Annotated in this window: 10 protein-coding genes; 2 read left to right on the top strand and 8 right to left on the bottom strand. The window is 39.0% G+C overall.

What is annotated here, in order from left to right; all coding sequences use genetic code 11:
* Nucleotides 1–28 precede the first annotated feature (28 nt).
* Entirely contained in the window at nucleotides 29–2,413 is a 2,385-nt protein-coding gene (locus AC4IF5_RS05245) for a M1 family metallopeptidase (RefSeq protein ID WP_490732332.1), read from the bottom strand.
* A 67-nt stretch (nucleotides 2,414–2,480) separates the two neighbouring features.
* The gene (locus AC4IF5_RS05250) at nucleotides 2,481–3,059 is read right to left on the bottom strand and encodes a HupE/UreJ family protein (RefSeq protein ID WP_490732334.1); all 579 of its coding nucleotides are present in this window, start codon (nucleotides 3,057–3,059) and stop codon (nucleotides 2,481–2,483) included.
* Nucleotides 3,060–3,209: 150 nt separating this feature from the next.
* Between AC4IF5_RS05250 and AC4IF5_RS05255 the strand changes: the two genes are divergently transcribed.
* Entirely contained in the window at nucleotides 3,210–6,434 is a 3,225-nt protein-coding gene (locus AC4IF5_RS05255; RefSeq protein ID WP_490732336.1) for a S8/S53 family peptidase, read from the top strand.
* An 80-nt stretch (nucleotides 6,435–6,514) separates the two neighbouring features.
* On the top strand, nucleotides 6,515–7,030 hold the full coding sequence (locus AC4IF5_RS05260) for a DUF6702 family protein (protein ID WP_490732338.1): 516 nt from the start codon (nucleotides 6,515–6,517) through the stop codon (nucleotides 7,028–7,030).
* 4 nt (nucleotides 7,031–7,034) lie between these two features.
* Here the strand turns inward: AC4IF5_RS05260 and AC4IF5_RS05265 are convergent, their stop codons facing one another.
* The 6 genes from AC4IF5_RS05265 to AC4IF5_RS05290 form a co-directional block, all read right to left on the bottom strand.
* Entirely contained in the window at nucleotides 7,035–7,628 is a 594-nt protein-coding gene (locus AC4IF5_RS05265) for an acyl carrier protein phosphodiesterase (RefSeq protein ID WP_490732340.1), read from the bottom strand.
* Nucleotides 7,629–7,708: 80 nt separating this feature from the next.
* A complete protein-coding gene (locus AC4IF5_RS05270) occupies nucleotides 7,709–9,259 on the bottom strand; it encodes a zinc-dependent metalloprotease (RefSeq protein WP_490732342.1) in 1,551 nt (516 codons plus the stop codon).
* A gap of 65 nt (nucleotides 9,260–9,324) precedes the next feature.
* On the bottom strand, nucleotides 9,325–10,674 hold the full coding sequence (gene radA / locus AC4IF5_RS05275) for a DNA repair protein RadA (protein ID WP_490732343.1): 1,350 nt from the start codon (nucleotides 10,672–10,674) through the stop codon (nucleotides 9,325–9,327).
* A 310-nt stretch (nucleotides 10,675–10,984) separates the two neighbouring features.
* Nucleotides 10,985–12,685: a bifunctional alpha/beta hydrolase/class I SAM-dependent methyltransferase gene (locus AC4IF5_RS05280; RefSeq protein WP_490732345.1), complete on the bottom strand. Its 1,701-nt coding sequence runs from the start codon at nucleotides 12,683–12,685 to the stop codon at nucleotides 10,985–10,987.
* Nucleotides 12,686–12,688: 3 nt separating this feature from the next.
* On the bottom strand, nucleotides 12,689–13,990 hold the full coding sequence (locus tag AC4IF5_RS05285; RefSeq protein ID WP_490732347.1) for a phosphatase PAP2 family protein: 1,302 nt from the start codon (nucleotides 13,988–13,990) through the stop codon (nucleotides 12,689–12,691).
* Nucleotides 13,972–14,727, bottom strand: a complete 756-nt coding sequence (locus AC4IF5_RS05290) for an SDR family NAD(P)-dependent oxidoreductase (protein ID WP_490732349.1) — start codon at nucleotides 14,725–14,727, stop codon at nucleotides 13,972–13,974. Before AC4IF5_RS05290 ends, AC4IF5_RS05285 begins: the two co-directional genes overlap by 19 nt.
* Between the last annotated feature and the right edge of the window lie 25 nt (nucleotides 14,728–14,752).

Genomic DNA, 14,752 nt, shown 5'->3' on the forward strand with positions numbered 1-14,752 from the left:
TTTCTGAAAAGCTGTTTTTTATTGAATATTATATTTTTCCGGCGGCCTTCATCGGGTTTACTTTTCCCGTTGAGCCTCCTCTTACAGATCCTGCTTCCTGTTTTTGTTTGAAGAGCTGGAATTTTGACGTTTCAGCAGGAGATCCTGCACTGCTCCAGAAATTATTGGTGGTATCAATGTCTGCAGTTTCTCTCATGGGATCAAGCTGGATCGATTTCAGTTTCTTATCAAAATAATAAGTTTTTGAAACTTTTTGTTCATTCAGTCTCCAGATCTGTGCAGAAGACTTATCATACAATTTTGTACCATCTTCAAAGGTGAACTCAAGGATGATAGGCATTACCAGCCCGCCTTTATTCACAAAGTCTATCTGGTATGCCGTAATATTTTTAAACTTATCTTTATCTCTGGCATCTAAAGGAAGGCCTGCTTCTGTTTTAATCGTATATTCTTTGTTGTCAATCTTTTCCTGGCCCCTGTCATATCTGTAATAGAAATCCTGAGCCTCTTTGTCCTGATCAACATAGAACTTAATATTCTTATCTTCTCTGTTTCTTATCTTCGAAATATCTTCAAAGCTATTTACCAACGGCTTTTCAACCTGATATTTTATTTCATCGGCTGCTTTTGGATTGGTATTCAGGTCGGGAACGGCTACCGTTACTTTATCAATGGCAATATCTACAGGATCCGTTCCGTAGAACCAGCCTCTCCAGAACCAGTCAAGATCTTCACCGCTTGCATCTTCCATCGTACGGAAAAAGTCCGCAGGCTCAGGATGTTTGAAGGCCCATCTTTTGGCATAGGTTTTAAATGCCTTATCAAAAAGCTCTCTTCCCATAATGGTTTCACGAAGAATATTCAGACCTGTAGCAGGTTTTGAATAGGCATTCGGACCGTATTGAACGATATTTTCAGAATTGCTCATAATAGGTTCCAGCTGATCTTTCGGAAGCTTCATATAATCGACGATCGTCCATGCAGGTCCTCTTTTGGAGGGAAATTTATTGTCCCATCTCTCTTCTGTAAGGTATTCGGTGAAGGTATTCAGACCCTCATCCATCCATGCCCATTGTCTTTCATCTGAATTGATGATCATTGGGAAGAAGTTGTGGCCTACCTCATGAATGATCACTCCTATCATTCCGTTTTTGGTTCCTTCAGAATAAGTACCGTCTTTTTCAGTCCTTCCGAAATTGAAGCAGATCATTGGATACTCCATTCCACTGGATGCTTCCACAGACTGGGCAACAGGATACGGATAAGGAATGGTAAATTCCGAATAGGTTTTGATCGTGTGGGCCACTGCTTTTGTGGAAAACTTTCTGTAAAGCCCATAAGACTCTTTTGGATAGAAGCTCATGGCCATTACCTTATTATTGTTTTCAGGAATGGTTACACGCATTCCGTCCCAAACAAATTTTCGGGAAGAGGTCCATGCGAAATCTCTGACATCTTTGGCTTCAAATACCCATGTCTTCCTTTGTTTTGAATGATTTTTCTCTGCTTTTTTAGCCTCGTCCAGGGTGACTATTTCTATTGGTTCAGATGCGTTTTCAGCCTTTCTGTATCTTGAAAGCTGGTCAGATGTCAGCACCTGATCATAGTTTTTACATTCACCGGTTCCACCTACAATATGATCGGCAGGTACATTCATTGAAACTTTAAAATCTCCGAAAACCAGAGCAAATTCACCCCGTCCGGTAAACTGGTGATTCTGCCAGCCCTGAAAATCACTGTAGACACACATTCTTGGATACCATTGTGTCATAGTGTAGAGATCATTGCCATCTTCAGGGAAGTTTTCATAACCACCACGGCCGCCCATTTTCATTCTGTTCGAGATATTGTAGTTCCAGTCTATTTTGAAGATGAATTTTTCCCCTTTTTTCAAAACTTTCGGAAGGTCAATACGCATCATGGTCTTGTTGACCGTATATTTCAGAGGATTCCCCGAAGCATCCGTTACTTTTTCAAGATTTACACCATAGCCATTGTCTTTTACCGGAAGCTCCGTTACCTTCAGCTGCTGATCAGTGGTTGAAGGTTTGAGTACGGATGAAGTATCATAGCCTGCATTTCTTATGCTTGAATGTTCATTTTCATCAAGCTGAAGCCAGATATAATCCAGATCGTCCGGAGAATTGTTGTAATAAGTAACCGTTTCTGAACCTTTGAGATTTCTTTTATCCTCATCAAGGTAAGCGGAAATGTTGTAATCTGCCCTGTTCTGCCAGTATCCGTGTCCCGGAGCACCGGAAGCCGTTCTGTAAATATTGGGTGTCGGAAGAATAGAGCCCAGCTGCTCAAATTTGTTTCCATGATTGCTGCCTGGGTTATTCTGAATATTTTGAGCGGTGAAACCTGTATATGCAAATACAGAAAGTGAAAGTATAACAACTTTTAGTTTCATGACCGAAATGATTTAATAATTATCAAAGATAGTAATAAGCAATTGAAAAAATGAAAATATCTCAGGCTTAAAAAGGAATTCTTTCCAAAGTCATTTTTAAAGATAAGGCAAATACTCCGGAAGAAACGAACAGGATCCAATCCTTTTTATTGACCTTAAAAAGAGTAAGCAGAATAAACAGGATCATCAAAATCGCAAAAACAATTACGATTTGGCCAAGCTCCAACCCGATATTGAATCCCAGAAGAGGTATTGCTATGCTTTGGCTCTTGGCGATCATAACCCTGGCTGTATTGGCGAATCCCATTCCGTGAATGAGCCCGAAGATCAGGGCCAGATAATAATTGGCCCGCATCAGCGTCTGCTTTTGATTCTTCATGATGATATTATCCAGGGAGGTCAGGACGATGGTCAGTGGAATTAAAAACTCAACCCAATCAGAAGGTACTCTGAAGATGTCCAGAATGCTTAAAGCTAATGTGATCGAATGTCCGATAGTAAATGCGGTCACGAGGATCAGTATTTTTTTCCAGTCACTGTAAGAATAAACGGCGATCAGAGCAAGGACAAACAATTGATGATCCAAAGCATCCAGTGAGATAATATGTTCCCATCCAAGGTTTAAATAAAATAGAAAATCCTGCATTTGATAATAGATTATTAGGTTTTGAATATTTTGTTAAAATAAATGAATTATTATGTTTTGTTTGTTTTTTTATTTGTAATGATTGTCGATATTTTACGTGATTGTTCTATTGGATAAAAATTGTATAATTGTATTGTTAAAAAAATGAAAATGAATATTAAAAAATTATTTTTTACAAAAGTAAACATTTCACACGGAGGAGCGAAGCTTCTCAGAAATGCTGCAGCTGCCTTTTTGGGATTGTATTCCTACGCTTTTTATGGGCAGGTGCAGAAATTGGACTCCCGCTTTGACATGCTATTGAAGAATAGGGAGAATATTGCTAAAGGAAATGCCATAAAAGAGCTGGAACGGGCAGATATGAAACTGGATCAGCATTTGGTAGTGACCTCTAAAGGAGCACAGACCATGTATTCTTGTATTATTTATACTAAAGATCCGGAGAAGCTGAAGGCTGACGGATTTCTGGTTCAGAGCCAGTTGCCAACTTTTTCCACAGCTTTGGTTACCCTCGATGATATTGACAGGCTTATGCAGCTGCCTTATGTGACCTCTGTGATGGCCCCTGCCTTTGATGAGCTTCATAATGATGTGAGCAGAGCTCAATCCGGGGCCAGTCTTTTACAGGATGGTGCTTTCAATAATACAGCTTATAATGGAACAGGCGTTTTAGTGGGGATATATGATACCGGAATAGACTGGAAGCATCCGGACTTTAGAAAAGCTGATGATCAGACAAAGAGCAGGATCGTTTCCATTTGGGATCAGACCTTATCGGCGCAAGCCGGAGAAACACCTCCTGCGGGTTTTGCAACAGGAGTAGAATATACAAGAGCTCAGATTGAAGACGAACTTGATGGTACCCCTACAGGTTTTGTCCGTGAAAATGATACTAATGGGCATGGAACCCATGTGGCAGGTACAGCAGCCGGGAATGGTGCTGCATTTGCAGATAAAAGACATAAGGGATTTTCATCTGAAGCGGATATTGTTTTCGTAAAAGGAGGAAACGGATCCTTTCCTACGACCAATACCATTAATGCCTTAACTTATTTTCAAAATGTAGCTACAGCCCTTAATAAGCCGATCGTTGTCAATATGAGTATTGGCGGACAGGGAAGTGCACATGACGGTACAGCCACGCATGAAGTCGCTGTTAATAATTTTACAACATCCGGGCCGGGAAGAGTGGTCGTTATTTCTGCCGGGAATGATTATGGAGCCAATCTCCACAGAAAGGTTGATATAGAACCTAGTGCTTCACAGACCTATGCTTTTACTGTAGCAAGTAATACTTCTGCAGCAACAGTATTTTCCTTTCTGATGTATGCCAATGATAATACTGCCGTTACTGCAAAGCTGACTGCTCCTGACGGGCAGCAGTATACACAGAATATAAGTACAACAACGGCTCACAGTATTCTGGGAGGAGGATTTACTGCCACTATGTATAATTACTGGAGTACAGATAATAATAAACGCTATGTTCAGCTGGTGATAAGCAGGAATTCAGGTTCTACAGCCAATTGTCAGGGAAATTATACATTAGAGATTACCAATAACGGAACGCAGCCGATAACCGCTCATGGTTGGCTGTATAGCAGAGGGGTAGCTACCACTCTGCAAAATGGAGATAATGAATATGTTGTAGGAACACCTGGGAACGCGTCCAATGCCATTACGGTAGCTTCTTATATGGGAAGAGCAAGCTGGTATTCTACAGGACCTTATTATACACTTATACCCCAGGAATCAATATCCACTTTCAGTGCTCAGGGGCCAAGAGTAGATGGTTTTCAGAAACCTGATATTGCGGGTTCCGGCCAAAATGTGATTTCTTCAAGATCAAGCAATTCTACTTCGGATGTAACAGATGTTATTGGGGGAACGAATTATTATGTGAAAAATCAGGGAACAAGCATGTCGTCCCCGGGAGTGGCTGGTGCGGTAGGGTTATTGCTTCAGGCAAATCCGACATTAACGGCTGCACAAGTGAAGTCCCGTCTTACATCTAATGCGAGAAAGGATGGAGCAACCGGAACGGTTCCCAATATGAGATGGGGCTATGGAAAATTGGATATTTATAAAGCTGTTACCGATGAATTAGGTTGTGTAAAATCTGATTTTGAAGTCGTAACCTATGATGAACCTTATATTGTTGCCAATACAGAATCAAATTTCTTTTTTGATAATGCAGCGCTTGCCGTTCGGTATTCACCAACGTTAACAGGAAAACTGGGAGGCTTCTCATTTTTAACAGGAAGCAGTATTCCTGCGGATATTCCGGTAGATGTTCAGATCAGAAAGGTAAATGCCAATGGGGATCCTGGTGATATTATTGCAACAAAAACAGTTTCATCATGGGTAAATGATGTGCAACGATTTACCTGGAATTATATCAACCTGTCCGATTTGAATATACAGACTACAACCGGAAAAGATTTTTATATTGTGGTAAACGGCTTAGGAGGAAGAATAGCTATGAAAGCGGAAAATATAGTAGTTAACAATAGATCTAAAACTTCTACAGACGGTACAACCTGGACCTCAAGAACGTTCGATCTTAAAATGAGAGCCACGATCTATGAAAATATTGCTGAAGTAAAGAACCTGGCCACTTCCAATCAGACTAAAGTGAGTACGGTAGCAGCCGGATATAATTACTTTACCAATGCCTGCCAGCTTATTTCGAGAGTGGAAAAAGAGACAGCAAGTACAGTAACCGGAAATATAACATCAAAAGTATGGGTAGATAATGCACAGCCAAACTATGTGGCAAGAAGATATGAAATAAATCCTGCGGCCAATGCAACGACAGCAACAGGGAGAGTTACTTTATATTTTAAGCAGGACGATTTTGATGCTTACAATCAGACCAGTAGTATAAAGCTGCCATCCTCACCGGCGGATATAGCCGGTAAAGCCAACCTTATTATTGAAAAATATGAAGGAACAAGTGCCGGAAATACGGGAACAGTAGCTTCTTTCGGAAGTACAGCAACTATTATTACTCCTGATATTAACGATATTGTCTGGAATGATACCTACAAATATTGGGAAGTAAGTTTCCCTGCTGTAGGTTTTGGAGGCTACTTTGTTAAAACGAGTTCAACATTGGGAGTCACAAATGTAAAACTGAATTCAGATGTAAATATCACTCCGAATCCGGCTAAAGATTTTGTCAATGTGATGCTGGGCAGATATTCTAAAGGTGCTGTAACGATTTATGATGCTTCAGGAAAGCTTGTGAAGACTGTCAATGTTGATAATAATTCAAATAGGATTGATGTCTCAGAATTGGTAAGGGGAACCTACCTGTTTACCATAACATTGAATGAGGGTACGAAGATTACTAAAAAAGTAGTTAAAGAATAAATTTTATTAATCACGGATAATAAAAAGCAGCAGTTATTAAAACTGTTGCTTTTTTTATATTTGTGGTTAAAATAGAATGAATGTTGCGTAAAATTTTTTTTGGATTTCTATTATTATTGACGGTTGTCTTTCAAAGCTTTGTAAGTAACGATGAGGCTCATCCTTATCATGTGGGCTCAGTGGAAATCAATTACAATTCAAAGTCGGGAACATTTGAAGTAACCGGAAGATTCTTTTTAGACGATCTGGAGAATGGCTTAGGTAAAAAATATGGAAGCTCCTTTCACTTTAATGATGACAAATATAAAGCTAAGCTTAATGAAGCTTTACCAAAATATTGCTCAGAATATCTGAAATTAAAGGTAGACAACAAATTTTTAAAAATAAACTACATTGGTTACGAAGAAGATCAGGAATCCGTAAATGTTTTTCTTGAATCAGAGCCTGTGGCCAATCCTAAAAAAGTAGAAGCTGCCGTAAGCTTTCTGTATAACCTGTTTGATGACCAGATCAATATCGTTCATATTATTGTCGACGGACAGCGACGCAGTGAGAAACTGTCATATCCCAACCGCTACCTTTATAAACAGTTTTAGCAGGTTAGTTTTCCAGCTGAAGCAAATTATTGATGCCCGTGGTATGGGCCATCAGATCAGGAAAAAAATCATGGTAACATTGCTGAAGAAAATCTTTATGATGTAAGAAGGCTTCAAAAACAGGAATGTCTTTTTCCAGGTATTTAGCTTTATTGAGCACATTTTGAATGCTGAACTTAATGCCCCAGTCTTCACGGTAATTATAGAGCCAGTCATCCTGCTCCATTTTAACGAGCATTCTTTTAAAGTTTTCCGGAAGCCATTGCTTATGAACGTTCAATACCCTGTAAACCCGCAGTGAATGAGCTTTCCATTCTGCCGTAGAATGTAAAGAAAGATCATTGGCTACGAAATAATCCATGGCAACATCTACAAATGCCCCTGAATAAAGTCTTACCAGAGGAGCAAACGCTTTTTTCGCTTCATGAATGGCGGGATGGGAGTCTGTGAATGTATCTATGGCCCTGTGCAGCGTAATTCCATCTTGAATATCTTTAGGAAAAGAAAATCTATCTCTATTTTTTATAAAGTCTTCCAGGAATTGTCCTACAATTTGTCCATCATTGAAGGTTAAAAAAGAATGCGCCAAATAATTCATACTGCAAGATATAAATTTTATAAAAAATCCTCTGAATTGATTTGCGTTCAGAGGATTTAATTTGCTATGTGATGTGGAAATTACTTAATGATGAATTTTTTATTTCCTGTTAAAGTGCCATTATCGTCATAAATATTGATGTAGTACACACCGGATGTAAGCTTTCCTGTATCAATTGTTTTTTGAGAAGTAGTCATTATATTGTGCCCTAGTGAATTGAATATTGTAAATGTATATTTCCCATTATCTGCAGTTGAAATTGTGATTGACTCTTTCGCGGGATTAGGATATACATTAAATTTATTAGTTTCAGCAAGTACTTCTGAAGTTGATAACATGATATCAGCAGAAGCTGTAGGCATGAAGTTAGAAACTACGCAGGCAAAGCGGGCAAAACCATAAGCTTCATTAGAAGGATTAGTGTTTCCGATAGCGATTCCTGTTGGTTCGGAATTATAATTTACACCAGGGTTTGCCCAACGGTTAATTCTGGTACAACTGATTCCTTTGGAAGAACATTCATCATTATAGGCCATGATGGTTCTCCAACGTTGAGATGAGGTGCTTGAAGTTCCTGAACTGATGGCGGTTCTGTTTACATAACCATGATGATGGCTGCAAGGAGAGGTGCTTGTATTCACATACCAGTCATGTTGTAAGCCCATATTGTGGCCAAGTTCATGAGCCAATGAATAATTAGAAACAGCACAGTTGTAAAGACTTACACAAAACCCGTTTGCTGCACTGTAATTTGTAGCATTGGTATTAACATATCCTAGTCCGCATGTATTGGTAGGGGTAGCAGTTACTAATGCGACAAGATCCGCTCCGTAAGTGGTTCTTAATGTATGTACGCTATCCATATACCCATCACTGCTATTTTTTAGTCTGGTTAAGTCAGTATTAATGTTACCTGGTTCTGTATAGGCAATTTCACCAGAATAAACCAGATTAATGGTAACATTGGAAACTCCGGAATTGACAAGTGCGGTATTAAAATTAGTAATAGCAGTAGCTGCATAAGAATTACTTTGAGAAACCCCTCCCCATGCTGCTCTCGCTGCTGATGTATATACTACCATTACATCAATTCTTGTTTTAGGGCAAACTGGGGTAGTGCTAAGGCATACATTAGAATTGGCTCTGGAAACGTCCGAAAACGAAGATTCTACAATATAATCATCTTTTGAATCCTGATCTAATATCTTTTGATCACTAACTAAAGACAAAGCAAACACGTCTCCTTGAGTTTGGTGAAACATTACTTTCTCTCCTGAAACAGGAGCGTACATGCCGGTAATAATGTTATCGTATTTAGAAAGAACCAATTCAGATAATGGTTCGTTTTCTATAGAATAAACATAGGATTCTGTTTTGTTTCCATAGGTGAAAATTTTTTCAAATTTTGCGATAATTTCCCTTTTGTTGGGCAATGTGATTTTTAAATCAGAATTCAGTTTAAAGTCAGGCTGAACGTAATATTGTGTAGCCAGGTAGTTCGAGGCTAGCTCTTTTGTGATTCTCTGTGCTGGCTGTAAGCTGTTTTCGTTTACTGAATTTTGAAAGATACTGATCTGTGCAAATAATAGATAAGAACAGAAAATAGTCAAGAAGCTAAATTTTGTTTTCATAATTAATAAGTTTGAAGTTTGGTATAATAAAATTATACAAAATATTTCAAAAATAGGTGAAATCTTTAAAATAATCTTTCATGAAAATCTTCAATCTTGCTTACCTCTTCTATTTTAATACCAAATTTTCTTTTCGGAATTTTGTTAAGATTGGAAACAAATATTTTTTCGTACCCAAGTTTCTCAGCTTCAGTAATCCTCTGTTCGATTTGTGCGACCGGACGGATTTCTCCACTCAGCCCGATCTCTCCGGCAAAGCAATAGTGTTCTGAAATAGCAATATCCTCATTGGACGAAAGCACAGAAGCTATGACTGCCAGATCCAGTGCCGGGTCATCGGTCTTGATCCCTCCGGTGATATTAAGGAAAACATCTTTCGCCCCCAATTGAAAACCCGCTCTTTTTTCCAGAACGGCCAAAAGCATATTCAGTCTTTTGGAATCAAATCCGGTGGAGCTTCTCTGAGGAGTACCATAAACCGCCGTACTCACTAATGCCTGAATTTCCAGAAGCATAGGACGGTTTCCTTCCAGGGTTACCGCAACCGAGTTTCCGGAAAGTTCTTCAAACTTTTTAGTGATAAGGATCTCAGAAGGGTTTTTGATTTCCTTCAGACCTTGGGAAACCATTTCGTAAATTCCAATTTCGGAGGTAGACCCGAAACGGTTCTTATTGGCTCTCAGTAATCTGAAAAGGTGATTTCTGTCTCCATCGAAGTTTAAAACCACATCCACCATATGTTCCAGAACTTTAGGACCTGCAATCTGACCGTCTTTGGTGATGTGGCCTACCAGAAAGACAGGAGTGTTGTTTTCTTTCGCGTATTTAATAATTTCATTGGAACATTCTCTGATCTGGGAAACCGTTCCCGGAGAGCTTTCGATCAGCTGAGACTGCAGGGTTTGGATCGAGTCGATGATCATGAAATCCGGCTCCAGTTTTTTGGCTTCGTGAAGGATCTTTTCCAATGAAGTTTCGGTAAAGAGAAAACAGTTCGGATTTTGAATATCTGTCAGCCTGTCGGCTCTCATTTTAATTTGAGATGCACTTTCTTCCCCGGAAACATAGAAGATCTTTTTCTTCATTTTCAAAGCGAGCTGAAGGAGAAGCGTAGACTTTCCGATTCCAGGCTCGCCACCGATCAGCGTAACAGATCCTAAAACAATGCCACCTCCCAGAACACGGTTCAGTTCCTCAGAAGGGGTTTTTATTCTTGGTTCCTCACTGGTCTCAACTTCAACAATATTAATGACATGTTGCTTGGATTTTGAAAACGGAGGGGTTTTATGGGACGGTTTTTCCACCACTTCTTCTACGAGGGTGTTCCATTGTCCGCAGTTTTTGCACTGTCCGAGCCATTGAGGGTATTGTGTTCCGCAGTTTTGACAGAAGTATGCTGTTTTCAGTTTTGCCATACTGCGAAGTTATAAAAAAAGCATTTTCCTTCAAGAGCTACCTTCATTTAATATTAAAAATTACATAGGATAATGCTGGAAATATCTTTCATAAGCTTTGTTAAATTAAAATATTAATATAAAATATAATTACAATGAAAAAAGTCTTTTTATCTTTTATGTTCGCTCTTTTTAGTGTAGCGATGTTTGCACAAGGTCGCTAGGCATTAAAAATGTTGGGAAAGAGATCAGTATACCTGTAACGTTCGGAGGAATTATCAAAAATAAAGACAGAAAGGAAGTAATTATTTCATGTATAAAAGTTAAAGCTTTAGTTGGAAGTATTCAGCTTCCCTGAAGAGACTGTGAAAATCCCAAAATCATCGATCAGCATATGTTCTTTCTGAATGGTATTGAAAGCCATAAGCCTGTCAAGTTCTTTCTGTGAACGTCTTCTCATGACCCAGTCTTTGTTCTGATGATTGTTCAGTACATAAGCGATCATTTGAAGCTGCGGGTGCCATGGCTGCCCGGTATACACGATATAAGAATTCTTTTCTGAGATAGAGGTAATGCCGTGAATAGCTCTGCTGGCCATTTCATTATCTCCAAACAATTCCAGGATTCCTGATACGATCGTGATATTAGGCTCTATACCCAGTTTTTTGTAGGTTTCCGGATCAAAGCAGTCGAAGTTGGTAAAACGGATATTCTGATAATTTTTTTCCTGAATAACCCTTTCACCAATCTCAATATTGGAAGCTACAAATTCATTGATAACAATTTCAGCATCAGGATACTTTTCCTTGATATCAAATAAATAATTTCCGGTTCCGCCTGCAATATCCAGTATTTTAATCTTTCTTCCCTGCTCTCTCAGGATCTGAATATTCTGTTCCAAAAGCTGAAGCAGATGCTGTTTCCTGATACGGATCCCTTTCCAGCCGATAGCATTCAGATAATTTTTATCCATCATTTTTCCGAAACCGAATTTTCCGCCTGGCTGATTCTGGTAAACATAGTCCAGTGAAGCGCCGGAATCAAATCCGTGTTTTAATCCGATGGCCATACCGTTGCTTAGCTTTCCGATCTTTCCAAGGGAGAATTTCTGCAGCTTAAAGTTCAGGTTATTCCCTACATTGTTCTGGAGATCCTCATATTCTTTTACAGAAAAACGGTCCGGAGAAATAGACGGCTTTTTTAGCGTCCTGTTGAAACATCTTTCTGCAAAATCCACAATCTTATCATATACTTTTTCCTTACCGGTATCAAATAGAATTCCATGGAAAAAATCTGGCAGTACTTCATACCTTTTCAGATCCGTATCAAGCTTATCATGGAAGATCTTCTGCTCCTTATTGAAAACGACATGATCTTTTTCCGCCGCTAAAATTAGTGTTGGAGTATCCACAGCCTCCGCATCCTCCACAAGGCGTTTCCCGGCTTTAGCCAGGTCAATAAGTAGTTCTGCATCTATAGATCTTGAGATGAGGGGATCCGTATCATAAGCTTTTTGCTGTTCAGGATCATGGGTCAGCATTTTGGATTTTACATAGCTTTTGATGATCAGCCCTTTTTTTAATTTGGTACCTAAAGTGATCATTTCATTGGCCAGAGGAACGATGAGATTGATCTTAAAAGCTGGAGCAAGCAGTGCCATTCCTGCAATCGGGGGAGCAAAATCATGAGCCCAGGCAGAAGCGACTACGCCGCCTATACTGTTGGCAATCACGAAAATATCGGAAATCTGTACATGATACTGTGAATGAAGAAATCTGGAAAATGCATCAAGGTCCCTTACATAATCCATAAAAACCGATGACGTTTGAGTTTTTGTATAACCATGCCCCCGGAGATCAAATGCGAAGATGTTATATTGTGAAAACCGGGAAGATCGGGCAATATCATTAAGCCTTTCAGAATGCTCATGTCCCCGGTGGATCATAATGATGCTTTTCTGATGAGGTTGGTAATTCCATTCACGATAAAAAATCTCACTATTGTCAAAGCTCTTAAAATGTCCGCTGTTCATAATTTAAATTTTTTTCAGAAAATCCTGCAGATAAGAATGGATGACCATATCCTTATTGATGGCTTTCATGGTGTTGATTGTTTCTTCCAGGGATAAAGATAAAATATTTTTCATCACCAGGATCCCGATAACAGAACCTCTTGTAAATCCCATGGTACAGTGGATCAGGATTTTTCCGTCTTCGGGAAGTATTTTATAACTTTCTGTGATTTCTGAAACCAGTTTTCTGGTGTCATCAATGTCAAAAGATCCTATATCCAGAAAAGGAACGGAGTGATAGGTTGATTGTTCTTTTAAAATAGAGAGCTCTTCGATTTCTGCAGACAAATCATAAACCTTCATAGAATGGGTAATTCCAAAATTTTTCAAATCTTCGGAATCGGGTCTGGAGGAGATATACATACCGGGAAGAATCTTTACAGGAATTCTGTTTTTCCTGAAAAATTTCCAGAATATCCGATAGATCAGCAGATAGGGAAAATAAAATATCTTTTTTATCCATGAAATAGCTCCGTTTTTGCTTTTTAAAAAGCGAACATTGTTTTTTTGATAATGAAACCCGATCAGAATAATCATCATAGCCGGCCATAATAGAATCAGCGCGGCATGATGTATATGTCTATCCATCAGTAATGTAACTAAGATCAGGATCCATCCCGATAAAAAGTAGATGTTGGCCACATGGAAATTTCTATACAGAAAATCATTTTTTCTGAAAGGAAAGATAATAAAGCTGGCGTGGGCAAGAATGCTTCCTGTTACGATATCAATAACATGATGCTGATAGGTGGTCAACGTAGAAATACCCAAAAGAATAAGCCAGACCATTAAAAATATCCTGCCTCTTTTTAATCTTCCGAAGACTGTCCAGAAAATAAACGCATACGCAATATGCAGAGATGGCGACTGGTTAAAAGGAGAATCAAATGTTTTTAAAAACTGGAAGGAATATCTTAAAAATGTGTTGTCAATCTCCGGCTTAGGCAGAGAAAACTTTAATGGAAACAGAATAAAGCAAAGTCCGGCTGCAAGGGTAACAAAAAGCATCCGCTGAACCAGGTTTTTAAGCTGTTCTTTATTTTTACAGAGAAAAAATACAAGACAAAAAAAGATTCCGCTCGTCATATAGGGGATGATGCTCCACGGGATAAACGGAATATGCTTTTCAAAATCAAAGACAAATGAAGGAACTTCCGATAGTTTTGAAATATGCCATGCCGCATAGTTGTAAACCATCATAAACGCAATCGAACAAAGGAGCAGTGCATATATTTTCTGCTGTATTTTCAGTCTTTTTTCATCCATTTGGCCTTTCTGAACATGATTATGTTTAATAATGAAGAGGGAAGAACAGATAACGATTTCATCATCCACTTCATTTTTACAGGAAAAATAACTAATTTTTTTTGTTCTTCGATTGATTGGGAAATAATGAGTGCTGCTGTTTCTACATCGGTCAGAAAAGGTTTTTTGCTCAGATCATTCTGATTAAGATGTCTCAGCTTTTCAGTGTCTATATACCCCGGGGCAATAGTGGTTACAGAAATACCAAAGGGTTTCAGTGCCCGCCGGTAAGCATCTGCAATCTGTATCACGGAACGTTTGGTTTTGGTGTAAAGGCTGGAATTTTCATATTCCAGTATTCCGGAAACAGAAGCAATGACGGCTATACTCCCTTTCTGCTGGCCCTTCATTATTCTTCTGGCAGCTTCAAAGCCATTGACGGTACCCAGAATATTGGTCTGCAACATTTCTTCCGCTTCCTCATATGAAATTCTTCCTGTCACATCTTCAGCATAGCTTCCTGCACAGTTGATGAAAATATCGAGATCTTTTTTATCCACAAGAAAAGATTGTAATGTGGACAAAACAGCATTCATATCACAGACGTCCGCCTGAAAAACTTCCAGGTCTTTGGAGCTGTTTTCAGGGACTTTTGTGGCATCTCTTCCGCAGACTCCTACACGATATCCCTTGGCAAGGTAATGTCTGGCTAAAGAATAGCCGATGCCTGAAGTTCCGCCGGCAATAAAAATATTCATGAGAGTTCGGTGGTTTTGCAATTTT

The organism is Chryseobacterium sp. UF-290 (genome assembly GCF_058245615.1).

What these genes read in the sequence shown, in the direction of transcription:
- AC4IF5_RS05245 (WP_490732332.1), bottom strand. Translation starts at nt 2,413, where the DNA reads ATGAAACTAAAAGTTGTTATACTTTCACTTTCTGTATTTGCATATACA.
- AC4IF5_RS05250 (WP_490732334.1), bottom strand. Translation starts at nt 3,059, where the DNA reads ATGCAGGATTTTCTATTTTATTTAAACCTTGGATGGGAACATATTATC.
- AC4IF5_RS05255 (WP_490732336.1), top strand. Translation starts at nt 3,210, where the DNA reads ATGAATATTAAAAAATTATTTTTTACAAAAGTAAACATTTCACACGGA.
- AC4IF5_RS05260 (WP_490732338.1), top strand. Translation starts at nt 6,515, where the DNA reads ATGTTGCGTAAAATTTTTTTTGGATTTCTATTATTATTGACGGTTGTC.
- AC4IF5_RS05265 (WP_490732340.1), bottom strand. Translation starts at nt 7,628, where the DNA reads ATGAATTATTTGGCGCATTCTTTTTTAACCTTCAATGATGGACAAATT.
- AC4IF5_RS05270 (WP_490732342.1), bottom strand. Translation starts at nt 9,259, where the DNA reads ATGAAAACAAAATTTAGCTTCTTGACTATTTTCTGTTCTTATCTATTA.
- radA (WP_490732343.1), bottom strand. Translation starts at nt 10,674, where the DNA reads ATGGCAAAACTGAAAACAGCATACTTCTGTCAAAACTGCGGAACACAA.
- AC4IF5_RS05280 (WP_490732345.1), bottom strand. Translation starts at nt 12,685, where the DNA reads ATGAACAGCGGACATTTTAAGAGCTTTGACAATAGTGAGATTTTTTAT.
- AC4IF5_RS05285 (WP_490732347.1), bottom strand. Translation starts at nt 13,990, where the DNA reads ATGGATGAAAAAAGACTGAAAATACAGCAGAAAATATATGCACTGCTC.
- AC4IF5_RS05290 (WP_490732349.1), bottom strand. Translation starts at nt 14,727, where the DNA reads ATGAATATTTTTATTGCCGGCGGAACTTCAGGCATCGGCTATTCTTTA.